The sequence below is a fragment of the Staphylococcus gallinarum genome (assembly GCF_029774255.1).
In the GTDB taxonomy this organism is placed as follows: domain Bacteria; phylum Bacillota; class Bacilli; order Staphylococcales; family Staphylococcaceae; genus Staphylococcus; species Staphylococcus gallinarum.
On record NZ_CP069082.1, the window covers coordinates 957103 to 980896 of the forward strand.

The 23794-nt window shown below is 32.7% G+C and carries 21 protein-coding genes; 13 read left to right on the forward strand and 8 right to left on the reverse strand.

Features of this window, described 5'->3' with window-relative positions; translation table 11 throughout:
- Positions 1-80: 80 nt before the first annotated feature.
- From ilvC to ilvD, 4 genes are read right to left on the reverse strand one after another with little or no spacing between them, the layout of a single operon-like run.
- Positions 81-1085: a ketol-acid reductoisomerase gene (ilvC, locus tag JN168_RS04325; protein WP_042739421.1), complete on the reverse strand. Its 1005-nt coding sequence runs from the start codon at positions 1083-1085 to the stop codon at positions 81-83.
- Between the two features lie 52 nt (positions 1086-1137).
- Positions 1138-1611, reverse strand: a complete 474-nt coding sequence (ilvN, locus tag JN168_RS04330; protein WP_279526200.1) for an acetolactate synthase small subunit — start codon at positions 1609-1611, stop codon at positions 1138-1140.
- On the reverse strand, positions 1608-3398 hold the full coding sequence (gene ilvB, locus JN168_RS04335) for a biosynthetic-type acetolactate synthase large subunit (RefSeq protein WP_042739419.1): 1791 nt from the start codon (positions 3396-3398) through the stop codon (positions 1608-1610). Before ilvB ends, ilvN begins: the two co-directional genes overlap by 4 nt.
- A gap of 12 nt (positions 3399-3410) precedes the next feature.
- Entirely contained in the window at positions 3411-5099 is a 1689-nt protein-coding gene (gene ilvD, locus JN168_RS04340; protein ID WP_042739418.1) for a dihydroxy-acid dehydratase, read from the reverse strand.
- Between the two features lie 675 nt (positions 5100-5774).
- Here ilvD and tsaE point away from each other — a divergent pair.
- From tsaE to JN168_RS04365, 5 genes are all read left to right on the forward strand, one after another.
- On the forward strand, positions 5775-6236 hold the full coding sequence (tsaE, locus tag JN168_RS04345; protein WP_042739417.1) for a tRNA (adenosine(37)-N6)-threonylcarbamoyltransferase complex ATPase subunit type 1 TsaE: 462 nt from the start codon (positions 5775-5777) through the stop codon (positions 6234-6236).
- Complete coding sequence (gene tsaB / locus JN168_RS04350) at positions 6217-6879, forward strand: tRNA (adenosine(37)-N6)-threonylcarbamoyltransferase complex dimerization subunit type 1 TsaB (RefSeq protein WP_042739416.1); 663 nt, start codon at positions 6217-6219, stop codon at positions 6877-6879. Before tsaE ends, tsaB begins: the two co-directional genes overlap by 20 nt.
- An 11-nt stretch (positions 6880-6890) precedes the next feature.
- Complete coding sequence (gene rimI / locus JN168_RS04355; RefSeq protein ID WP_371663842.1) at positions 6891-7316, forward strand: ribosomal protein S18-alanine N-acetyltransferase; 426 nt, start codon at positions 6891-6893, stop codon at positions 7314-7316.
- Complete coding sequence (gene tsaD, locus JN168_RS04360) at positions 7309-8331, forward strand: tRNA (adenosine(37)-N6)-threonylcarbamoyltransferase complex transferase subunit TsaD (protein WP_229366855.1); 1023 nt, start codon at positions 7309-7311, stop codon at positions 8329-8331. Before rimI ends, tsaD begins: the two co-directional genes overlap by 8 nt.
- 172 nt (positions 8332-8503) lie before the next feature.
- Positions 8504-8926, forward strand: coding sequence for a VOC family protein (locus tag JN168_RS04365; RefSeq protein WP_042739413.1), 423 nt, complete (start codon positions 8504-8506; stop codon positions 8924-8926).
- A gap of 245 nt (positions 8927-9171) precedes the next feature.
- Here JN168_RS04365 and JN168_RS04370 read toward each other — a convergent pair whose 3' ends face one another.
- Positions 9172-10764 carry a MutS-related protein gene (locus JN168_RS04370; RefSeq protein ID WP_279526201.1) on the reverse strand — a complete coding sequence of 531 codons (1593 nt, stop codon included), beginning with the start codon at positions 10762-10764 and terminating at the stop codon, positions 9172-9174.
- Between the two features lie 362 nt (positions 10765-11126).
- Positions 11127-13055, reverse strand: coding sequence for an ABC-F family ATP-binding cassette domain-containing protein (locus JN168_RS04375; RefSeq protein ID WP_229366857.1), 1929 nt, complete (start codon positions 13053-13055; stop codon positions 11127-11129).
- A gap of 146 nt (positions 13056-13201) precedes the next feature.
- Between JN168_RS04375 and JN168_RS04380 the strand changes: the two genes are divergently transcribed.
- From JN168_RS04380 to JN168_RS04415, 8 genes are all read left to right on the forward strand, one after another.
- Positions 13202-13849 carry a redox-sensing transcriptional repressor Rex gene (locus JN168_RS04380; RefSeq protein ID WP_107512835.1) on the forward strand — a complete coding sequence of 216 codons (648 nt, stop codon included), beginning with the start codon at positions 13202-13204 and terminating at the stop codon, positions 13847-13849.
- Between the two features lie 195 nt (positions 13850-14044).
- Positions 14045-15037 (forward strand): glycoside hydrolase family 43 protein, encoded by a 993-nt coding sequence (locus tag JN168_RS04385; RefSeq protein WP_229366858.1) that lies wholly within the window; start codon positions 14045-14047, stop codon positions 15035-15037.
- Entirely contained in the window at positions 15030-16289 is a 1260-nt protein-coding gene (locus tag JN168_RS04390; protein ID WP_229366859.1) for an oligosaccharide MFS transporter, read from the forward strand. The genes JN168_RS04385 and JN168_RS04390 overlap by 8 nt, the downstream gene beginning before the upstream one ends.
- Positions 16290-16719: 430 nt before the next feature.
- On the forward strand, positions 16720-17814 hold the full coding sequence (locus JN168_RS04395; RefSeq protein WP_107512832.1) for a YeeE/YedE family protein: 1095 nt from the start codon (positions 16720-16722) through the stop codon (positions 17812-17814).
- A 20-nt stretch (positions 17815-17834) separates the two neighbouring features.
- On the forward strand, positions 17835-18059 hold the full coding sequence (locus tag JN168_RS04400) for a sulfurtransferase TusA family protein (protein WP_042739407.1): 225 nt from the start codon (positions 17835-17837) through the stop codon (positions 18057-18059).
- A gap of 146 nt (positions 18060-18205) precedes the next feature.
- Positions 18206-19168, forward strand: coding sequence for a LacI family DNA-binding transcriptional regulator (locus JN168_RS04405; protein ID WP_229366860.1), 963 nt, complete (start codon positions 18206-18208; stop codon positions 19166-19168).
- Positions 19169-19235: 67 nt separating this feature from the next.
- Positions 19236-20717: a sucrose-6-phosphate hydrolase gene (locus tag JN168_RS04410; protein WP_229366861.1), complete on the forward strand. Its 1482-nt coding sequence runs from the start codon at positions 19236-19238 to the stop codon at positions 20715-20717.
- A 3-nt stretch (positions 20718-20720) separates the two neighbouring features.
- Complete coding sequence (locus JN168_RS04415; RefSeq protein WP_042739404.1) at positions 20721-21686, forward strand: carbohydrate kinase family protein; 966 nt, start codon at positions 20721-20723, stop codon at positions 21684-21686.
- 68 nt (positions 21687-21754) lie between these two features.
- Here the strand turns inward: JN168_RS04415 and agrA are convergent, their stop codons facing one another.
- Both agrA and agrC read right to left on the reverse strand, forming a co-directional pair.
- Positions 21755-22471 carry a quorum-sensing response regulator AgrA gene (agrA, locus tag JN168_RS04420; protein WP_107512827.1) on the reverse strand — a complete coding sequence of 239 codons (717 nt, stop codon included), beginning with the start codon at positions 22469-22471 and terminating at the stop codon, positions 21755-21757.
- Positions 22472-22483: 12 nt separating this feature from the next.
- Positions 22484-23779: a quorum-sensing sensor histidine kinase AgrC gene (gene agrC, locus JN168_RS04425; protein ID WP_229366862.1), complete on the reverse strand. Its 1296-nt coding sequence runs from the start codon at positions 23777-23779 to the stop codon at positions 22484-22486.
- Positions 23780-23794: the final 15 nt, after the last annotated feature.

The window sequence follows — 23794 nt, forward strand, 5'->3', positions numbered from 1 at the left end:
GTGATTTATATTGTTATGAATTTAAATATAAAATGACTTATAATGCTTTAATTACGATGGTTAGCTATTTAAGAATCAAATTATTTTTGAATACTTTTTGATTTAATGAATGGCATCATTTCGCGTAGGTCTTTACCGACAGCTTCGATTTGATGGCCGTGTTGTTCTTCACGTAATCTATGGAATTCTTCAAAGTTATTTTCATTATCTTTAATGAAACGATCACTAAAGTTACCTTTTTGAATATCTTCTAATACAGCTTTCATATTATCTTTAACATCTGGTGTAATTACACGTGGTCCTGATACATAATCTCCAAACTCAGCAGTATTCGAAATTGAATAACGCATGTTTTCCATACCGCCTTCATACATTAGGTCAACGATTAATTTCATTTCATGTAAAACTTCGAAATAAGCGATCTCTGGTTGATAACCAGCTTCTACTAATGTTTCGAAACCTGATTGAATTAATTTTGTAGCACCACCACAAAGTACTGCTTGTTCACCAAATAAATCTGTTTCAGTTTCTTCTTTGAATGATGTTTCTAATACACCAGCACGTGTTGCACCGATGCCTTTAGCATAACTTAAAGCTAAGTCTCTAGCTTCACCACTAGCATCTTGTTGAACTGCAAATAGGGCAGGGACTGCACTACCTTCAGCGAATGTACGACGAACTAAGTGACCTGGACCTTTAGGAGCTACTAAGAATACATCTACATCTGCTGGTGGTTGAATTACGTCAAAATGAATATTAAATCCATGTGCAAACACTAATGCATTGTTTGGTTCTAAATTAGGTTCGATTTCTTCTTTATATACTTGGCCTTGAATTTCATCTGGTAATAAGATCATGATGACATCAGCTTGTTTTGCTGCCTCATTTACAGGGTAAACTTCGAAACCATCGTCTTTAGCTTTATCGAAAGAACTTCCTGGTCTGATACCGATGATTACATCATAGCCGTTATCTTTTAAGTTTTGTGCATGAGCATGTCCTTGAGAACCATATCCCACGATTGCTACTTTTTTACCTTGTAATGCGTCTTTTGTAACTGATTGGTCATAATAAACTGTTGTCATAATAAAATCCTCCATGTTTTAAATAAATTTTTTAAATTTTCTAAAAACTCAACTAAATAATACCTGCTGAACCAGTTCTAGAAACTTGTGCAATACCATATGATGATAAATCGTCTAATAAGTTGTCCATTGTATATTGAGGACCAGATGCTTGAAGATAGGTATAATCATCTTCTTTCTTTAATATAGAGATTAGCGCATCATACGGTTTTATTACTTTTTCTAACTGTGCATTATTAGATGGTGTTTGTAATTTCACTAATACTAATTCTCTATTATAAGTATTAGTATCAGTAATATCTTCGACGTGTATAATGTTTATTTGTTTCTCTAGTTGTTGAATTAAATTTCTTAATACATCTGTGTCAGGCACTTCTGCTACAAATGTTATATCTGATATACCATCATCTAATGTAGGTGTTGCAGAAAGTGTGACGATATTAAATTGTCGACGTACAAAGATACTCGTTAATCTATTTAATGTTCCTGCTTTATCTCTTACTTTCGTTCTAAATGTTCTTCTCATGATAGTCCCTCCATCTCATGGTTCGCTTTGCCACTAGGTACCATAGGTGTTACAGGCTCTATCGGTGAAATACGTACTTCAATAAGTGCTGGACCGTCATGATTAAATGCTGCATCGATTTGTTGTTCTAATTGTGTAGGATCATCGATTAAGAATCCTTTAACATTATAGGCTTCTGCTAATTTCAAGAAATCTGGTTGATCATTGAATACAGAGTGTGAAAAACGTTTGTTAAAGAACTTATCCTGCCATTGTTTAACCATACCAAGTGTCCCGTTATTTATTAGAACTACTTTAATGTCTAAACCATATTCTTCAAGTATTGCCATTTCTTGATTTGTCATTTGGAATCCACCATCACCAACAATAGATACAACTGTTTTATCCGGAGATGCTAATTTTGCACCAATAGCAGCTGGAATACCAAAGCCCATCGTTCCTAAACCACCACTTGTTACTAACTGTCCATGAGATTTAAATGGATAGTATTGAGCTGTCCACATTTGGTGTTGACCAACATCCGTAGTAACAATTGCATCACCATCTGTGATTTCACCGATATACTCGATCGCACGCTGTGGTTTTGAAAATGATTCGTCTTCATCTTTACTATATGAAAATGGATGCTTTTCTTTATTACTATTACAGTATGCTAACCAATCATCGTGTTTTATTGAGTAACTTTCATAGTCTAACAATGCTTCTAATGTAGCTTTACAATCAGCAACGATACCTAAATCAACTTTGATAATCTTATTGATTTCAGAAGGGTCAATATCTACGTGTACGATTTTAGCGTTTGGCGCAAATTCATCAGGTTTACTTGCTAGTCTATCGTCAAATCTACTACCAAAGTTGATGAGTAAGTCACATTCTGTTAGTGCCATATTACTAGCGTATGATCCATGCATGCCTCCCATTCCTAAGAAGAGGGGATGTTCATATGGTATAGCGCCTAGGCCAAGCAATGTACTTACTACAGGTAATTGATGTCGAGTCACAAATTCAGTGAATACATCATTTGCTTTTGCATGATTTATACCTGCTCCTGATAAAACAATTGGTTTTTTTGCTGATTTTAAATAGTCACGTAATTTTTGAATTTCATTTTCAGCTGGTTTATCAGCTACGTGGTATCCAGGTAATTCTAGTTCGTCTGTCGTCTGTGCATTTGTTGAAAGAATACCCATATCTTTAGGAAAATCTATTACAACTGGCCCTTTACGACCTGTGTTTGCAATATGAAATGCTTCATGAATAATCTTAGGAATTTCATTTACATTTTTGACTTGATAATTGTGTTTTGTAATCGGTGTTGTCATAGAAAGTAAATCTGCTTCTTGGAAAGCATCTTTTCCAATTCCTGCTGTTGCAACTTGACCTGTAATTACAACAAGTGGTAACGAATCACTATATGCATCTGCAATGCCAGTGATAGCATTTGTAGCTCCAGGACCGCTTGTAACAACAACCACACCTGTGTTTCCTGATACACGTGCATATCCTTCGGCTGCATGTGTTGCACCTTGCTCATGTCTAGCTAGAATGTGTTTTATTTTACCGTCATAGAATGTGTCATAGAGGGGAAGGACAGCACCTCCTGGATAACCAAAGATAAAGTCAACATTTTCATTTGCTAAAGATTCAACTAATAATTCAGAACCAGAACGCATTTCATCTACTGTATCTTGCTCGAGTTCAACTTCGGGCTCTACTGAATGGGCTGCTTCCAAAGAATCAAAATTTTCTGACTTTTCATACTCAAGTGTTTCAATTTGTTTAGACATTGTTCTCACTCCTTAGATAAGGTTTTCAGGTACTTGCATAATTCCACCCGTATTTGCACTTGTAACTAATGCTGTATAACGTGCAAGGTAACCAGATTTAACTTTTGCTTTAAATGGTTTTAAGTCTTGCTTTCTAGCTTCTAATGTTTCAGTAGATACATCAACATCTAATGTACGATTGGTTAAATCAATTGTAATTTCATCACCATCGTTGATTAATCCGATAGGTCCACCAGCTGCTGCTTCAGGAGATACATGTCCTACAGCGATACCTCTTGTTGCACCTGAGAATCGACCATCTGTAATTAAGGCAACATCTTTACCTAACCCACGACCAACGATTGAAGAAGTAGGTGCTAGCATTTCAGGCATTCCAGGTCCACCTTTAGGTCCTTCATATCTAATTACTACGACATGTCCTTCTCTAACAGTATGATTGTCGATTGCTTCAACAGCTTCGTCATGTGAATCGAAACAAATTGCTTTTCCTTTAAATACTTTGATAGATGGATCAACACCACCAACTTTTATGACTGCACCTTTAGGAGCTATATTTCCGTATAAGATTGATAGTCCACCTTGTTTGTCATACGGATTGTCTAGATGTCTAATTACGTCGCTATTTAAAATTTCTTTATTTTCATTATTTTGTCGTAAGGTTTGACCAGTTGCAGTTATTCTATCAGGATGTAATGTACCTTCTTTTTTGAACAATTCATTGATGATTGCAGGAACACCGCCAGCTTCATGAACATCGTGCATTGAATATGATGAACTTGGAGCTATTTTTGATAAATAAGGTGTCTTTTTAGCAATTTCATTAATTCTTGTTAAATCATAATCAATACCTGCTTCATTAGCGATTGCTAATGTGTGCAATACAGTATTTGTAGAACCACCCATAGCCATGTCTAATGCGAATGCATCATCAATTGCTTCTTCAGTGATGATATCTCTTGGTTTTAAATCATTTTTAATGTTATCTACTAATTTGAATGCTGCTTCTCTTATCATTTCACGGCGTTGTTCGCTGACTGCTAATGCAGTACCGTTATAAGGTAATGCTAATCCTAATACTTCCATTAAACAGTTCATTGAGTTAGCTGTGAACATTCCTGAACAAGAACCACAAGTAGGGCAGGCATTTTGTTCCATGTCTAAAAATTCATCTTTTGAAATTGAACCATCTTTAAATGCACCAACAGCTTCGAACATCGAAGATAATGTTAAGGCTTTACCCTGAGAAGATAATCCAGCTTTCATTGGACCACCTGAGCAAAAGATTGCTGGTACATTTGTTCTTACAGATGCTAGCAACATTCCTGGAGTGATTTTGTCACAGTTTGGAATATAAAATACGCCATCAAACCAGTGTGCATTGATAACTGTTTCAGCAGCGTCTGCTATGATTTCTCGTGATGGAAGTGAATATCTCATGCCAATGTGTCCCATGGCAATACCATCATCAACACCAATTGTGTTAAATTCGAAAGGAATCGCACCTGCTTCTCTAATTGCTTCCTTAGCAATATCTCCTAATTCTCGTAAGTGAACATGTCCAGGGACAATATCAATATAGGAATTACAGATTGCTACGAAAGGTTTATTCATATCGGTAGGCTGTTTTAAAGCGCCCGTAGCGTGTAAAAGACTTCTTGCTGGAGCTTGATGATCTCCTTTTTTGATCATATCGCTTCTCATGTTTGATTCCCCCATAAAATTGAAAATAAAAAAACGTCCCAATAATAATTGGGACGTTTTTAAGTCCCATTCAACTAGAAAGAGGACTTAAACTCTTAGTAATTTCTTTACTAAAGTTCCAGTCCTACGAGCATAATAAAATGACTAAAATATTTGAAGTTGTCGGTTGATATTGCATTGTACTTTGCATCATTTTATTATGCTCCTTTCGATAGAATGGTTTATTTTTTGATTTGTTAGAAATATCTAAAAATTTGATAAATTAAATTTACTACATCGATGTGATGATGTCAATAACTATTTGTAATTTTCTTACAATTCAAATAACTACAATTTATTGAATTAGTTATATTATGTTGAAGTAAAGTGACTTAAAATTTGTTAAAATATAGGAGTTAATTTATTAGACATTATGCTTGCTAATTCCTATGATTGACTAGAGGTTAACGCGTAATACACAATTTCTATTATCTAGACGGATGTACTTAATCTAAATTTAGCATGTGATGTACAAGCTGATCAGAAAAATCAATAATGTAATTTATTATAGGTAAGTCATTTAATTCATGGAGCATAATAGTTAAAATGCGCTCAGATGTAAATGTCAGTATATTTTTATTTTGAAATACAAGGTGCGAATAACCATGCGTTACTGACGTGTAAAGGAGTTTAACGATGATTAAGATAAAAAATTTAGACGAAATGGAACATTTTGCTAAAGTATTAGTGAAACATGTAAGTGCACAAGATATAATCTTGCTTAATGGCGATTTAGGTGCCGGCAAAACAACACTTACACAATTTATTGGTAAAGGACTCGGTGTTCGTAGAAATATCAATTCACCAACATTTAATATTATTAAGTCTTATCAAGGAACCGATGTTAAATTACATCATATGGATTGTTATAGATTAGAAGAATCCGATGAAGATTTAGGGTTTGATGAATACTTTGAGGATAATGCTGTAGTCATTATCGAGTGGAGTCAATTTATTGCAGAATTTCTCCCATCAGAATTTTTAACAATTAATATTCATACAATCTCAGAACATGAAAGAGCAATTACGATAGAAGGGCACGGTACGCATTATCAAAAAATAAAGGAGGCAGTTGAACGTGAACTATCTTTTGATTGATACATCGAATCAACCATTATCAGTGGCAGTGGTACAAGATAAAGAAACGCTAAGTGAGATTAATACGAATATTAAAAAGAATCATTCCATACAATTAATGCCGTCGATTAAGCAAGTTATAGCAGATAGTGGTTTAGATAAAAGTGCAATAGATGGTATCGTTGTAGCAAAAGGACCTGGTTCTTATACCGGATTAAGAATTGGAGTAACAGTTGCTAAAACATTAGCCTATGCAATGAATGCTAAATTATACGGTGTTTCTTCATTAAAGGCGCTTGCAGCAACTGCAAAAAATGAACAAGGTCTTATTGTACCTGTGTTTGATGCGAGACGAGAAGCGGTCTATACAGGTGTGTATAAATATGTTGATCAACAACTTGTAACTGTTATTGAAGACCAATATTTGCCAATTACTCAATTACTACAAGCATTACATGAACTGGGGGAAGATTATACGTTTGTTGGACCTGACACAGACCATTTGCAGATACATCTAGATGGTAAATGTGTTGCAAATATACCCCAAGCAAAATATATGATAGAAATGCTCGAGTCACCCGAAAATGTGCATGAATTCACACCAAACTATATTAAATTATCAGAGGCTGAGAGAAATTGGTTAAACCAACAGAACAAGAATTAAATATACGATTTATGACAAAGGATGATGTACCACAAGTATTTGATATAGAGCGGGCTAGTTTTAATGATAGTAGTTGGTCAATTGATGCTTTTTTCCATGAAATTGAAAAGAATGAATTTGCAAATTATTTCATAATTGAATATGATGCACAAATCATTGGATATATAGGCATTTGGATAGTTATTGATCAAGCGCAAATTACTACTGTAGCTATAGATAAAGAATTTAGAGGTTATGGTTTAGGACAATTATTATTAAAATACGCCATGAATTATGCACAATCAAAATGCGATGTTATGAGTTTGGAAGTAAGAGTAGAAAATACGGTAGCACAACATGTGTACACAAATTTGGGTTTTCAATATGGAGGAAAGCGCAAAAATTATTACGGTGAAGGTGAGGATGCGTTAGTCATGTGGGTGAATTTAAATGAATAAAGATACGGTTATATTAGCAATTGAATCAAGCTGTGATGAAACAAGTGTCAGTATTATAAAAAATGGCACACAAATAATGAGTAACATCGTATTAAGTCAAATTGACAGCCATAAGCGTTTTGGTGGGGTTGTACCTGAAGTAGCTAGTAGACACCATGTAGAAGGTATAACTACAACTGTTGATGAAGCGTTGTTAGAAGCAGGTATCAACATGGAAGATGTAGATGCGATAGCAGTTACACAGGGTCCTGGATTAATAGGTGCACTATTAGTGGGCATTAATGCTGCTAAAGCACTAGCCTTTGCATATGATAAACCACTTATACCTGTCCATCATATTGCAGGACATATTTATGCCAATCACTTAGAAGAGCCGCTTCAGTTTCCTCTTATTGCACTTATTGTTTCTGGTGGTCACACTGAATTAATTTATATGAAGGATCATTTGAACTTTGAAGTAATAGGTGAAACGAGGGATGATGCAGTTGGTGAGGCATATGACAAAGTAGCAAGAACAATTGGTTTAAGCTACCCTGGTGGTCCACAAGTAGATAAATTAGCTGCACAAGGTGCGGATGTATATGAATTTCCGCGTGTATGGCTAGAAAAAGATAGCTATGATTTTAGTTTTAGTGGTCTGAAAAGTGCAGTCATCAATAAACTTCATAATTTGAAGCAAAAGGGTGAAACTATAAATAATGCAGATGTGGCAACAAGTTTTCAAAACAGTGTTGTCGAGGTACTTGTTGGTAAAACAATAGCTGCATGCAATGCATATCACGTACAAAACTTGATCGTTGCTGGCGGAGTTGCTAGTAATAAAGGATTACGACAGTCTTTAAATGAAGCCTGTAAAGAAAATAATATTAGTTTAGCTATACCGAGTCCTAAGTTATGTACAGACAATGCTGCGATGATAGGAGCGGCAGGGTATTATCTATATATAGAGAGTGCGACTGCTGACCTAGCGCTAAATGGCTTTGGTAATATGGATATTGAACTCTTTTCACAATAAGTTTTTTAAATAGAATTTGTATGCTAGATAAGATAGTTTGCCTTTGTTGCGAACTATCTTTTTAATTTATGCAAAGAATTGTAATATTTAAATTTAGTTAAAATGGGTATAAACATTTTAGTATCAAAATATAAAAAACATAGCAAAGGATAAAAATTAGGGGGACTTATTTATGAAAGCAGTTCAATATTTTAATTTTCAAAATAGCTTAGCGGCATTAAATTTCTATGAAAAGCATTTAGGAGCAACAAATATCCAACGCTTAGGTGGAGACAATGAGATGTTTGACGACATGCCAGATGAATATAAAGTAGATGCGGATTTCACTATGCATGCCTCATTTGAAGTGTTTGGCGAAACATTTTATTGTAGTGATACATGGAAAAATAAAAAAATTGATAACAGTGGTGCGATTGTTGCATTCACATTTGATCAATCAGATGAAGCAGCGAAAAAACGTGCAGTAGACTTCTTTAATAAGGCAGTAGAAGCGGGATGTGAAGCAACGATGCCTTTAGGTAAGACAGAGTGGTCAGAATTATATGGTATGTTTAATGATCCATTTGGGGTTACTTGGATGATTAATGCTGAATAACATTAATTTGATCTTGCATCGATCTTACTATTTAAGAAATTAAATTCAGTTGCAAATTGAAATATAAATATAAAAATTTAAATCAAAATCCAGCAAATGAAATGGCTCATTTGCTGGATTTTTATATTTTTGTAACAGAGTGTCATGTTGTATTAAGTAAGTACACCGTCTTAACTTTGAACTTAGGTAAGAAGTATTTGGCAATTTCAACTAACGTGTAGCTTAATTATTTATACAAAGTAAAGTTATTGTGTTGTCGATTTTGCGCGTTCATAAATAGAATTTGGAAAGTCAGTGATACGTAATAATTCAATAGCATTTCGTGTGTCAGCTTTTCCAGATTTAATCTTATAATCAAAGTCTATTGTGTTACCTGAAATGGATTCATTGAAATGGTAATTGGAATATTGATGATCTAATAGTTCAGATAATTCAATATCGTGCGTTGCAGCAATAACTGTATAACCATCTTGTTGGTCAAAATAATTGAGTACTGCTTCAGACGCTGCTATACGTTCAGTGGTATTTGTTCCTTTAAATATTTCATCTATAAAGCAATAAATATGGTCAGTTAGTGTTAAATCAAATAGGCGTTTGATTGACTTTATTTCGGTCATAAAGTAACTGTCACCAGAAAGAATATCATCTTGGTTAACCATTGATGTATAGACATAACCTGGTTGATATTTAAATATAGTTGCTGTTGCAGTGTGAATAGTTTGAGCTGTAATTAGGTTTAAGGCGATTGCCTTCATAAATGTTGATTTTCCTGAAGCATTTGAACCAGTTAATAAAATATGATTATCAACATTCAAAGTATTTGGTACAGCATTTGGAATTAAGGGATGGGTCAATCCTTCAAAGGTCACTTCTTGATGATTTACAACTTGAGGTAAGCAATATTCATCTAACGTTTCTCGCCACAATGCTACTGCATAATGATTATCTACTTCTGCAACATAGTCATAGCATGCCATGACTTCGGATTCATATTTTTTAAAGCTATTTTGAATGAGATGGAAAACATGATAATCAAACATAAATATTAACTTAATTAACATAATAAGTATGAAGGTTTCATCATTAGAATTAGCTCTCCCTAATAAACCACTGAACTTTCGTGCTACTACAAAGTGTTTAAAATTCACAGCTGTTTCTGGTGTACCATCTATTTTGTGAATATCATAAGCACGTTTAATTACATTTGAAGTATAGAATATAGAATTTAAATCTTGGTCAAATGTTTTGCGAATCGTTCCACTCAATACCATATTAAATAATAGTGAAGCTATGGTAAGTAATAATCCATATTTAGCATTGAATATAGATAATATGAGAAAGATAAATGGTAGGTAAGTACAGGCCATATAAAAATTATTTCGCTGTATGTATACTAACTGATTAGGAAACAATGGATAAATTGATTTACCTAATTTTGCTAAGTGAATGGAGACATTTTCTCTGAATGATACATTTGATTTAAATCGCTTGATTAATGATTCATTCTTCACTTGATACATTTGCCTTAGAGTAGCGTATAAACGCATTTCACCAATAGAAGTGAAATTAAAGTTTATATTTTGAAATAACTGGTCCATATTTAAATCAGACCATGTTTTATCATCGATTAATTTGTCTGATTGATGCTGATGTTTGAATGTATCGTATTGATAATGATAACGATGGTATGGACGAATAAAGCACTCTAGTGGTTTTTGTCTATACCATAAGTTTTTAATATCATTCTTAAGACGGTAATTAATTACGATATTAGAAATAATCGCAATAATTAAACTAGCTAGAACAAAAGCAATAAAGAACCACAAAATCGTGGGCATGGTGAAACACAGTCCTTTCTCTCTATATAGTGAAGTCCTTTTTTATTATGACATTCATATAAAGAGATAACAATGTGGGTTCTTAATATTAAAACGTCTGAACAATGTCAATAGGGAACGTGCGTACTTATTAACAATAAGTGCATAAGTTGTGGATAAATAAGAAGATTAATGTGGATATGGAGTGTATTTCCAAAAAATCACAGCAATAAAAGTTACTTTTTACCTGTGTATAACTAGGATAACTTTGTGGATAGCTTACAATTCAAGGATTTTTATTGTGTATAAAAAAGTGTAAAATATATCCTATGAAAAAAGCCGATGTATTAAAATATACATTGGCTTAAGTGTAAGTCAGGATATTATTGTAATAATTCTTGTAATTCTGCCCATTCTGACATAACCTGTTCTAATTTTTGTTCGGTTTCTGCTTTTGCTATTGCAATATCATTTGCTTTATCTGGATTTGAAAAAATTTCAGGTTTAGTGAGTTGAACGTTTAAATCATCGATTTGTGCTTCGTAATCTTCAATTGCTAATTCACATTGTTCTATTTTACGAGTGATTTGTCGCTGTTCTTTCTTTTGTTGCTTTTGATCAATGTAATTATTTGTTTTAGGTGTATTGTCTATTTGTTGTTCTACCTGTGATTGTTCATGCTTAGATTTTAATGCTTCAGTTTCTTCTAGTTTATCAACATAATATTGATAGTCACCTAAATAGAGCGTGCCTCCCGTTGTGTCTAAATCAAATACTTTGTTAGCTAATTGATTGATAAAATAGCGATCGTGGGAAACAAATAACAATGTACCATCGAAATTTAATAAAGCTTGCTCTAACATTTCTTTAGAATCAATATCTAAATGGTTAGTCGGTTCATCCAAAATTAATACATTATTACGTTCCAGCATTAATAGTGCAAGTTGTAGACGTGCTTTTTCTCCACCTGATAAATCATTGATAACTTTTTTTACGTCTTCTTGTACAAATAAAAATCTGCCTAATACTGCTCGAACATCTTTTTCATTCATGGTAGGGTATTGATCCCAAATATAATCAAGAATTGATTTTGTTGATTTAAATTCTGCTTGCTTTTGGTCATAATAGCCAATCTTTAAGTTTGCACCTTTAGTGATGTCGCCTGAAATTTTTGGTTGGCGTTCTGCTATAGTTTTGATCAGCGTAGATTTACCAATACCATTTGGTCCAATGATCGCGATATGATCACCTTTGGTAATTTCTAAATTGATATTTGAAGTGATTGGTTCGTCGTAACCAATGGCTAAATTTTTTATATGAAAAACATCGTTACCCGTATTGCGTTCAAAATCAAATTCAATATTTGCACTTTTAGCATCTAAGATAGGCTTATTAATAAGTTCGATCTTTTCTAACATTTTACGTCGGCTTTTTGCCATACCCGAAGTTGATGCACGAGCGATATTTTTTTCTACGAATGTCTCTAATTTTTTAATTTCTGCTTGCTGACTTTCATACTCTTGCATCTTTTTTTGGTAATATTTATCTCTTTGTTCAATGAATTGACCATAATTTCCAACATAATGTTGTACATCACCAAGTGCGACATCATATATTTGATTAACAATTTTGTCTAAGAAGTACCTATCATGACTGATTATGATAATAGCGCCTTTAAAGTAATTTAAGTAACTTTCAAGCCATTGTGTCGTCTCCATATCTAAGTGGTTAGTAGGTTCATCTAATAGTAGCAGGTCAGGTTCATTCAATAACATTTGAGCTAAAGATAATCTAGTCTTTTGTCCACCACTGAAATCGTTAATTGGTCGATTGAAATCATCTTCCGTAAAGTTTAATCCATGTAATACAGTTTTAATTTTACTTTCATATTGATAGCCTTCTTGTTGCTCAAATTGGTTTGAGATACTTTCATAGCGCGCAATATGTGCTTTATATTCGTCAGTATCATATTCCTCTGCATGTTTAGCTAACCAATCTGTTTCAAATTTCATTTGTTCTTGCATTTCTTTAATATGTTCAAAGGGCTTCGTCATTTCTGCGATTACCGTTTGATTGGTATTTAAAGTCATTTGTTGTGTTAAATAACCCATTTTTAAATTTTTAATTTTTGATATATGTCCAGAATCATAATCTTCGACACCTGCAATAATTTTCATTAATGTAGATTTACCAGCTCCGTTACGTCCAACAATACCGATACGTTCCCCCGTCTTAACTTCTAAATCTACGTTGTTGAAAATATCATCCCCGTCGAATGATTTTGTAATATCGTTTAATTGTAATAATATCATTCGAATTTGCACCTCTCTATTCAAAATCTATTTTACCGTATAAAGCGTATGGATAAAACTATCAGTGTTTATTTTTATATATCATTAATGTATAATGTTGTAGTAATTATTAGATTATTTAGTATTATTATTTAAATTAGGGGGACATGATCTTGGCTAATCAAAGCGATAAGATTCCTCGTGCAACGTTGAAACGTTTACCGTTATACTACAGATTCGTCAATACATTAAAATCAAAAGGTATAGATAGAGTGAATTCAAAGGCAATCAGCGAAGGATTGAATATAGATTCTGCAACTATTCGTCGTGATTTTTCATATTTTGGAGAACTAGGAAAAAAGGGTTATGGCTATAATATCGATAGCTTATTACACTTTTTCAAAAATGAAATTAGTGAAAATGATGAAATTAAAATTGCCATTGTTGGTGTTGGGAACTTAGGTAAAGCATTGTTAACTTACAATTTCTCAATCCATGATGAAATGACAATAACGGAAGCTTTTGATATACGAGAAGATGTGATAGGTACTGAAATCGGTCAAGTAAGTGTTAGTAATTATGCAGATATTACCGAGGTTCTAGAACGTGAACAAATAGATATCGTAATCCTTACTACACCTGAAGATGTTGCGCAGCAAGTAACAGATAAGTTAGTAGATGTTGGAGTGAAGGGGATATTAAACTTTACACCAAGTCGTGTATCTACGCCATCTGATGTGCAAGTTCATCATATTGATTTAGGTATAGAATTACAATCATTATTATTTTTTATGAAAAATTATAGTAACAAATAATTTTAACAAACGAGTTTACTTATTTAATAGAGATAAGTAAACTCGTTTATTTTTGACTTACTTTTTGTTAAAGAAAGATTTCAATATTATCTTTTATTTGTACGGACAAAGATTAAAATATATTGACTTATACGGACAAATATAATACATTGTAATTGTAAACGTTTTCATAAAAAAGGGGTTAAGGGGGATTTTATGGAGCAGATAAACAATCCAATTGTAATACAGAGAGCAGATCCGTTTGTTTTTAAGGAATCAGGAACATATTATTTTACTGGTTCTTATCCGAAATATGACCGTATTGTTTTGAGGAAAGCATCGTCATTGAATGAGCTAAATGAAGCAAAAGAACATGTTGTATGGACTAAAGATTTAGATGGAGAAAAAAGCGCATTGATTTGGGCACCTGAAATTCATAAAATAAATGATAAATGGTTTATCTATTATGCAGCAGCACCAAATGATTACATTGAGGATGATACATTTAATCATAGAATGTTCGTCTTAGAGAATAGTAATGATGACCCACTTACAGATAACTGGATAGATAAAGGGAAAATAGATACAGGATGGGAAACATTTTCGCTGGATGCAACCGTTTTTGAATTAAATGGGCGTTTATATTATGTTTGGGCACAACAAGATATAGAGATACCAGGACACTCAAATATCTATATTTCTGAAATGGAAAATCCATGGACATTAAAAGGGTCACCAACAATGTTAACGATACCCGAATATGACTGGGAGTGTAAGGGTTTTTGGGTAAATGAAGGGCCGGCCATTTTAATAAAAGAGCAACGTATATTTTTAACATATTCTGCGAGTGCAACAGGTATTGATTACTGTATGGGAATGCTTGTTGCTTCTGTAGATAGTAATCTATTAGATGTTAATGCTTGGGATAAAGTTGAAGAACCTGTATTTACAAGTGCTATTGAAAATGGACAATACGGTCCAGGACATAATTCATTTACAAAATCTAAAGATGACTTGCATGATGTGTTGGTCTATCATGCTAGAAATTATACAGAGATTGAGGGCGATCCATTGTATGATCCAAATCGTCATGCACGTGCGCAATTAATAGAATGGTATAATGGTTGGCCGGATTTTGGTTCACCTGTTGTTGATACGCGTTCAACACCTCATTCTACCAAGGTAATTGGAAGTGATGCCATTGATTAATTTAAAGCGTATTACATTTTGGAGATTTGGTGGCATTAATTTCTCTTATTTTGCTATCTGGACATTAATCATTACATTTTTGCCATTGTGGTTAAATAGAGTAGCACATTTAAACACAGCAGAAGCTGGAATTGTATTTTCAACAATGTCTATTGTAGCAATTGTACTTGAACCAATTTATGGCGTCATACAAGATAAATTAGGATTAAAAAAGTATTTGTTTGCATTTGTTATTTTTTGCTTACTGCTAATAGGACCATTTTTTGAATATGCTTTTATTCCATTAATCAATATGAATGTGCTGTTAGGTAGTGTATTAGGTGGTTCATTTATTAGTTTGTGTTTGTATAGTGGTGTGGGGGTCGTCGAATCATATTGTGAAAAATCGAGCCGAGCAAATAACTTTGAATACGGCCATGCAAGATTATTTGGTTCAATTGCTGGCGGTTCGTTCGCATTTATTGGTGGCATTATGTTTGTGAAACAGCCCAATAGTATATTTTGGGTATGTACTATAGTAGCACTATTACTTGGTATTATTCTCTGGTCTGTTAAAGTTAACGCATTTGAATATCAAAAGGATGATAAAACGAAAAATGAAAGAGCATATGTAAATAAAAATACGATTCTAAAGTTATTTAAAAATAAAAGTTTTTGGGGATTGTGTTTATTAATTATTGGTAGTGCCAGTTTATATGATGTATTTGATCAACAGTTTCCTAATTATTTTGTTAAATTTTTTACAAATCAAAGTAATGGGGAATCATTATTTAGTAAATTAACTTCAACTCAAATTTTTATTGAAGCGGTTGTTATGATATTTATGCCATGGATAATTAATAAAATAGGTTCTAAGAATGGCTTATTCTTATTTGGTATTATTTTATTTTTGAGGGTCATAGGTACGGCATTCACAGATGAAGTTTGGTTACTATCATTCTTTAGACTATTAGCAGCGATAGAAATGCCACTAATGTTAGTTTCTATAATGAAATATATCGTAGGTACATTTGATATTAGACTATCTGCTACAGTTTACATGCTTGCATTTAATGTAGCGAAGCAATTAGGGGTGGCATTTTTCTCTTTAGTAATGGGGAAACTTTATGTAATTATCGGTTTTCAAAACACTTATATTGTGATGTCGCTAATTATTATTGTCCTTGTTTGTCTAGGTGCTTTATTAATGAGTAATGATAAAATAGATTATCAAAAAATTACGATGAATAGAAAAATAAAAAAAGTAAGTTAACTTTATATATAAAAACCAAATATATATTAATCAAGCCTCTAGAACATAAATACCTAGCATTAAGCCCATCAAAGATTTTTGATGGGCTTGTTATTGCTTGCTTTCCTAAGGTAGCGAGTCTCGGTCTCGACACTCATCTTACTCCCTCAGGTGTCTCGCAAACAATTCGCAGTTCTTAAATGTAATTACTACAATAAATAAGACATTTTAAAATGAATTATTTGAAACAGAAACTATCCCTGAGATAAACCAAAAAATAAAAAACAAATTAAGTGATGAAGATTTAAATAAAATCATAAATCATCGATTATTTACTAAAATTTCTATTTCTAAATATATTAAATATATAAAATGAGCTAAGAGGTTGAAAAGTTACTCTGATTCTAATATTATTAATCTTATTGATTTTATCGGGGAAAGAGGTTATTGAATGACTTGGTTAATTTTTAGTGGGCTCATTGTAGGTGCACTATTAGGTTTTGTAATGCAACGCACACGGTTTTGTTTAGCAGGTGGCTTTAGAGATATGTATGTACAAAAAAACAATAAAATGTTTTATGCATTATTAATCGCAATTACGGTTCAAAGTATAGGTCTATTGATTCTTACGTCAACTGGAATTGTTGAAATACCAACAGCATCATACCCATTAATAGGTACTATTATTGGATCATTTATATTTGGTATAGGGATTATCTTATCTGGCGGATGTGCAACAGGTACATGGTACAGAGCGGGTGAAGGTTTAATTGGTAGTTGGTTAGCACTTGCAGCATATGCATTTACATCAGCAGCAACTAAATTTGGGATTTTATTGCCATTAATGAATGGCTTAAATAAACCAACTAATGTCAATACAAGTATGGCACAAACAACAGGCATTCCAACTTGGATTTGGGTGTTAATATTAACAATTATTACTGTATTTGTAGTGGTTAAGACATTACGTAAGCCAAAACCTAAATTTGCAGTACCACAATTAAAACAAAAATTCACTGGAGTTAGACATTTACTATTTGAAAAGAAATACCATCCTTTTGTTGCCGCAATTGCTGTTGGATTAATTGCATTATTGGCATGGCCAGTCAGTGAGACAACAGGTAGAATGTATGGTTTAGGTATAACGACACCATCAGCAAATATAATTCAATTTCTCGTTACAGGTGATACAAAGTTACTAGACTGGGGCGTATTCTTAGTTTTAGGAATTTTCCTAGGTTCTTATATTGCAGCTAGAGGATCAAGAGAATTTAAATGGAGACTTCCAGATAAAGCGACAATACGTAATAGTGTTATCGGTGGTGTGTTGATGGGATTTGGTGCGTCAGTAGCTGGTGGATGTTCAATTGGTAATGGCTTAGTAGAGACAGCGACAATGTCTTGGAAAGGCTGGATTGCATTGGCATCGATGATATTAGGCGCATGGACAATGAGTTACTTTTTATTTATAAGACCTATGAAAAAAGCACAAAAATCACAAGTAAATAATAAAAATACAGTTACTTCAGGAACACAAATGACTTAAAGTTAAAGGAGATAATAACTATGGTATATGAATTAGGTACAGTAGGTATGGTTTGTCCGTTCCCATTAATTGAAGCTCAGAAAAAAATGGACACATTAGATAATGGTGATGAATTGAAAATTGATTTCGATTGTACGCAAGCAACAGAAGCACTACCAAATTGGGCTGCTGAACAAGGTTATCCAGTTACAAATTATGAACAACTAGACGATGCTTCTTGGACAATTACTATTAAAAAAGCTTAATAAATAAATTAAAGAAGAACCATCTTGGACAGGCATAAAATAATGCGTCAATTCAAGATGGTTTTTACTTTAAATGGTATTTAAAGCGGTTCCAATATGGTAGAATAGTAATGTTTACAATAGCTAAATAATGAGAGTGAGAGTATATGAAAAATATTGCTGATATTGCAAAAATTGCAGGCGTATCCAAGAGTACTGTTTCTAGGTATCTAAACAATGGATCAGTTAGTCTAAAGACAAAACAAAAACTAGATAAGATTATTCAAGAAAATGATTATCAACCTAATCAATTTGCTCAAAGTTTACGTGCCCATAGAACAAATATGATAGGCGCAATTATTCCGAGAATGAATTCTTATGCTGTGGATGAAACAGTCAAGGGAATTAAAACAATATGTGACGAATTAAATTATAGTTTATTGTTAAATTACACTAACTTAAATTCAGAAAAGGAACTAGAAGCTTTAGAAACATTTTACCGTAGTAAGGTTGATGGCATTGTGTTAATGGCTACTGAAATTACAGATCGTCATTTAGCTATTATTAACAAGATTCAAGTCCCTGTAATTATTGTTGGACAAGAGCATGAAACTTTACATTGTGTCATACATAACGATTATCACGCTGGTTATATTGTTGGTAAAAAATTAGGTCAGCAAAATTATAAAAATATTAAATTTTTCGGTGTAACCGAAAGCGATATTGCAGTTGGTATTGATAGAAAATCAGGGCTTATTGCAGGATTGAAAGCGTATGGTCTAGAGCCAAATATTTCATTAACTTCATTTAATTATCAAGAAGCGATGGAAGATGTTATTTCTGAATTAGATGCACATCCACATTATGATGCAGTTGTTGGCGCTACAGACTCAATAGCCTTAGCTGTGCATAAATATATTTCAGAACATGATCAACAAGTGAAAAATCAACGAATTGTTGGCTTTGGTGGAGATCCTGTCACAGAAATTGTGTCACCATCGATTAGTACAGTTATATATCACTTTGAACAAGCGGGGGAAGTAGCAATGACACAATTAAATCATATGATTAAACAACAACCAATTGAACAAAGGTTAACTATTGATGTCAGCCTATCATTTAAATCTTAGTAGAAACATGATATGATGTAAAAGTATATTGTGGAACCGGTACCAAAATTATTTAGGAGGATAAAAAATGACGGAGTGGACAAGAGAACAGCGTTATCAAAGAATTGAAGATGTAGATCAACAAACAATAGATGCATTGATGGAACAAGTAGATGCATCAAAATATAGACAAAGATATCATATACAACCTACAACGGGATTACTAAATGATCCTAATGGTTTAATTTATTTTGATGGTAAGTATTATGTTTCTCACCAATGGTTTCCTTTAGGACCCGTACATGGATTGAAATATTGGTATACATATACTAGCGATGATTTGGTACACTTTGAACCAATTGGTCCTACATTAAAACCCGATACAAAAGATGATAGTCATGGAGTCTATAGCGGAAGTGCCTTTGAATATAATCAACATTTATATTATATGTATACTGCAAATCATCGTGATAAAGATTGGGCTCGTTCATCAAGTCAACATATAGCAAAAGTTGATGCAGATGGTAAGGTTGAGAAATTCCCTAAAGCTGTTATTGCTGAACCTCCAGCTGGTTATACTCAGCATTTTAGAGATCCGAAGGTATTTACAAAGGATGGGGGCTATTATGCCATCATTGCAGCACAAAATGATTTAGAACAAGGTAGAGTATTACAATATCGCTCTAATGATATTGTGAATTGGGAATTCCAAGGTGAGATTGAAACAAAATTAGATGAATTTGGCTACATGTGGGAATGTCCTGATTACTTTAATTTAAATGGCTATGATATCTTAATGTTTTGTCCACAAGGATTGGCATCAAAAGGCGAGCATTTTAAAAACATATATCAGTCTGGTTATATTATGGGGCAATATGATATTGATAATTTAACTATGAATCATGGAGATTTTCACGAATTAGATCATGGGTTTGACTTTTATGCACCACAAACATTTATAGATGAACAAGGTAGACGCATCTTAATTGGTTGGATGGGATTACCTGATACAAATTATCCATCGGACGAAGATGGCTGGGCACATTGCTTAACTATTCCTCGTGTATTAACGATAGAGGAAGGTAAGCTCAAACAAAGACCTATTCCTGCATTAGAATCATTAAGAACTAATGAAGAGACAGCACTTGGCTATGCTAATAAATTCCCAAGACAGCTTCATCCTTATGAAGGTACACAATATGAATTAATAATTGATATTTTAGAAAATGATGCAACTGCTATTTATTTCGAATTAAGAACTTCAAAGCAACATTCAACACTTATAACTTACGACACCAAATCTAGAACGTTAACTTTAGATCGTAGTGAAAGTGGTTTGTTACCCGATCCAGTTGAGGGAACTACACGTACAACAACACTAAGTCAAGATTTAACACAATTAAGAATATATGTTGATACATCAAGCATTGAAATATTTTGTAATAATGGAGAAAGTGTATTAACATCTAGGATTTTTACTGATGAAAATGCAACAGGTATTAAAACATCAACAGAATCAGGACAAGCATACTTAAGATTTACTAAATATGATTTGAAGGATGATAAATAAGTTATGAAACGTTTACTAGCAATTGGAGAAGCACTTATAGATTTTATACCTAATACAACAGATTCTAAATTAAAGGATGTAGAAGGATTTTCTCGCCAAGTAGGTGGTGCGCCATGTAACGTTGCTTGTACAGCGACTAAGTTAGGTGGTAATGCTGAAATGATTACGCAATTAGGTGATGATGCATTTGGTGATTTAATAGTCGAAACGATTGAAACAATCGGTGTTCAGACAAGTTATTTAAAGCGAACACATGAGGCAAACACTGCTCTAGCATTTGTAAGCTTAACTAAAGATGGTGAACGTGATTTTTCATTTTATCGAAAACCATCTGCAGATATGTTGTTTTCTGAGGAAGATGTCACAAATATTGAAGTAACTAATAAGGATATACTACACTTTTGTTCAGTTGATCTAGTAGAAAGCCCTATGAAAAAAGCACATAAAGCATTGATTGATAAGGTTAAATCAGCAGGCGGCACAATTGTCTTTGATCCAAATGTTAGATTACCATTATGGGATAGTGAAGCGGATTGCAAAAACGCAATTCATGAATTTCTATCACTAGCTAACATTATTAAAATTTCGGATGAAGAATTAACATTTGTGACAGGCGAGGAAAATGAAAAACAAGCCATTCAATGGTTATTTCAAGGCGATGTTGAAGTTGTTATTTATACGAAAGGTCCAGACGGAGCAGTGTTATACTTTAAAGATGGGACTATTATAGAACAACAAGGCATTAAAGTAAAAGCCATCGATACAACTGGTGCTGGTGATGCATTTATCGGTGCATTAATCAGCAGATTGTTAACATCAGACAGTACAAATGCAGTAATTCAATTAAAAGAGGAAGGGCAAGCAATTCTAAATTTCAGTAACTATGTAGCAGCTATGGTTACTACGAAATACGGAGCAATTGATAGTTTGCCAAATTTAGAAGAAGTAAATGCAGCATTAAATAAATAACAAAATAAAACGCCATATAAAGCTTTCACTATGAAAGGATACTTTATATGGCGTTTACTATTTATGAATTATATTTTTTTAACGTTCCTTACTGATGCATAACAATGTTCACTATTTTTAAAATATACGATACGAGATTTAGAGTCTATTGATTCTATGTTGTGTCGATTTACGACAAAGCTATTATGACAACGGAAAAATCTTTCATCTAATTGATCAATTTCCTTTAAGTTGCCATAAAATTCAATTTGACGATTATCCAAATGTGCTATCAACCGATGTGATTTTGATGAAGACTCGAAAAACATGACATCATCATATTGCACATAAACCGAATTACTACCACGCTTTAACTCAATTGTTTCGACATTACTTTCTTTAGATAATAATTTTAATCTAGATTCTGAAGTTTCTAAACAGTCTATTATTCTTGATTTGAGTTCATCAGGATCATCTTTAAAGATAAAATCCATTGCAGCAACTTTATAAACAAAAGTTAAATAAGTTAACTCACTATGACTTGTCACAAAAATAATATTTCCCACTGGGTCATGCTTTCGAATCTCACTTGCTAACTTTATTCCATTAATATCCGCTTCAAGTTGAATATCTAAAAAATAACAACCAATGTCATTTAAATCTTTAGAACGTTCTAAAATTTCATAAGGATCATCTGTAGCAACTTCAATTTCCATAGGTTTTTCTTCAATCATAATGTAATTGTTTATAATTGAAATCATATTCTCGCGTTGTCTTGGGTCATCTTCACAAATGAATATCTTCATGTTTCCACGTCCTTATGAATTAGAATTTAAAATTTCCACTTTTTGAATAAAGTAATTATTATCAATTGTTGTATCTAATAAAACATTAGAAGTTGTATCTGTCAATTCCTTTAAGGTAGAAAGACCTAATCCACGATTTTTCCCTTTTGTAGAAAAGTTTTCTTTAAAGAGGGTGTGTACTCTAGGCATATCAGGCTCACATTTATTCATAACAATAAACATAACAGAATCATCATTATTTTTGATAAAGGCAATGCGAATCAAGGGATCATCTTCAATTTTTTCTGATGCTTCAATTGCATTATCTAAAATTATGCCGATGGCTCGACTTAAATTAACGATAGGCATGTCAATTTTGTCAATTGGTTCTGGAACTTCAATACTGATACGAATATTTTTCTCTTGAGCTTGTAATATTTTAGTTGTTAACAAACCTTTTATCTCTCGTACTTTTAAATTTTCAATACCATTGATCTTAATGGCATTCATTTGCATACTATCTTGCATTGGTAAAATTTCTTCATTGAAGTATTTTTTTAAACCGTCCATATCATTTTCTCTAATAAATTCTGACATGGTGGACAAAATATTTACATAATCATGTCTAAACTTACGCATTTCATTATTAATGTTTTCAATTTGCAGTGTATATTTGTAATAATTTTCAATTTCTTGCATATTACGTTTATACTGAATCTGCCTTACAATACTAAATGAAATTGTGATAATTAGAATAGCTAGCGTAATGATGAATACAGCATACATTACTGTTAGAAACTTTATATCTGCAAAGGACATTATTTCTTTAGGTAAATAAAAATAAACAATCAACAAGCAAGTAGATAAAAATAACGCTACAATAGTCAAATAAATTTTATTAAATGATAAGTCCGATGATAATAATTTCTTTACAAAATATCTTGAAATAAAAGAAAACCCTAGAGTTGTGAATGCAAAAAATAATATATACAGTAGATTAAATAACAAATCACTTTCAATAAGGTTATATGAAATAGTAGCTAACCATGTAGTTATAAAGTTAGCTATGTATAGTATAAAGAAACTTATTAAGACTGAAACTAGTCCAATAATTCTATTTCTAAAGTACATAAATATGGCTGTACAAATTAATAAAAAAATCATCGCCCTAGATTGGAAGAAATAAAATACAACAGTTGAAGGGATTATAATCCCAATCATGGTAATATAATCCCGTAATTTGTAAGCTGTATTGTTTATGATTTTAATAATTATAAACAAAATAACAGCTTGAAATATTGTTAATGTAAGTGAACTTAATATTGTCATTCTTTACACACTTTC

Excerpts from the sequence above, each read along its gene's own strand:
- ilvC (WP_042739421.1), bottom strand. The coding sequence starts at position 1,085 with ATGACAACAGTTTATTATGACCAATCAGTTACAAAAGACGCATTACAA.
- ilvN (WP_279526200.1), bottom strand. The coding sequence starts at position 1,611 with ATGAGAAGAACATTTAGAACGAAAGTAAGAGATAAAGCAGGAACATTA.
- ilvB (WP_042739419.1), bottom strand. The coding sequence starts at position 3,398 with ATGTCTAAACAAATTGAAACACTTGAGTATGAAAAGTCAGAAAATTTT.
- ilvD (WP_042739418.1), bottom strand. The coding sequence starts at position 5,099 with ATGAGAAGCGATATGATCAAAAAAGGAGATCATCAAGCTCCAGCAAGA.
- tsaE (WP_042739417.1), top strand. The coding sequence starts at position 5,775 with ATGATTAAGATAAAAAATTTAGACGAAATGGAACATTTTGCTAAAGTA.
- rimI (WP_371663842.1), top strand. The coding sequence starts at position 6,891 with ATGACAAAGGATGATGTACCACAAGTATTTGATATAGAGCGGGCTAGT.
- tsaD (WP_229366855.1), top strand. The coding sequence starts at position 7,309 with ATGAATAAAGATACGGTTATATTAGCAATTGAATCAAGCTGTGATGAA.
- JN168_RS04365 (WP_042739413.1), top strand. The coding sequence starts at position 8,504 with ATGAAAGCAGTTCAATATTTTAATTTTCAAAATAGCTTAGCGGCATTA.
- JN168_RS04370 (WP_279526201.1), bottom strand. The coding sequence starts at position 10,764 with ATGCCCACGATTTTGTGGTTCTTTATTGCTTTTGTTCTAGCTAGTTTA.
- JN168_RS04375 (WP_229366857.1), bottom strand. The coding sequence starts at position 13,055 with ATGATATTATTACAATTAAACGATATTACAAAATCATTCGACGGGGAT.
- JN168_RS04380 (WP_107512835.1), top strand. The coding sequence starts at position 13,202 with ATGATCTTGGCTAATCAAAGCGATAAGATTCCTCGTGCAACGTTGAAA.
- JN168_RS04385 (WP_229366858.1), top strand. The coding sequence starts at position 14,045 with ATGGAGCAGATAAACAATCCAATTGTAATACAGAGAGCAGATCCGTTT.
- JN168_RS04395 (WP_107512832.1), top strand. The coding sequence starts at position 16,720 with ATGACTTGGTTAATTTTTAGTGGGCTCATTGTAGGTGCACTATTAGGT.
- JN168_RS04400 (WP_042739407.1), top strand. The coding sequence starts at position 17,835 with ATGGTATATGAATTAGGTACAGTAGGTATGGTTTGTCCGTTCCCATTA.
- JN168_RS04405 (WP_229366860.1), top strand. The coding sequence starts at position 18,206 with ATGAAAAATATTGCTGATATTGCAAAAATTGCAGGCGTATCCAAGAGT.
- JN168_RS04410 (WP_229366861.1), top strand. The coding sequence starts at position 19,236 with ATGACGGAGTGGACAAGAGAACAGCGTTATCAAAGAATTGAAGATGTA.
- JN168_RS04415 (WP_042739404.1), top strand. The coding sequence starts at position 20,721 with ATGAAACGTTTACTAGCAATTGGAGAAGCACTTATAGATTTTATACCT.
- agrA (WP_107512827.1), bottom strand. The coding sequence starts at position 22,471 with ATGAAGATATTCATTTGTGAAGATGACCCAAGACAACGCGAGAATATG.
- agrC (WP_229366862.1), bottom strand. The coding sequence starts at position 23,779 with ATGACAATATTAAGTTCACTTACATTAACAATATTTCAAGCTGTTATT.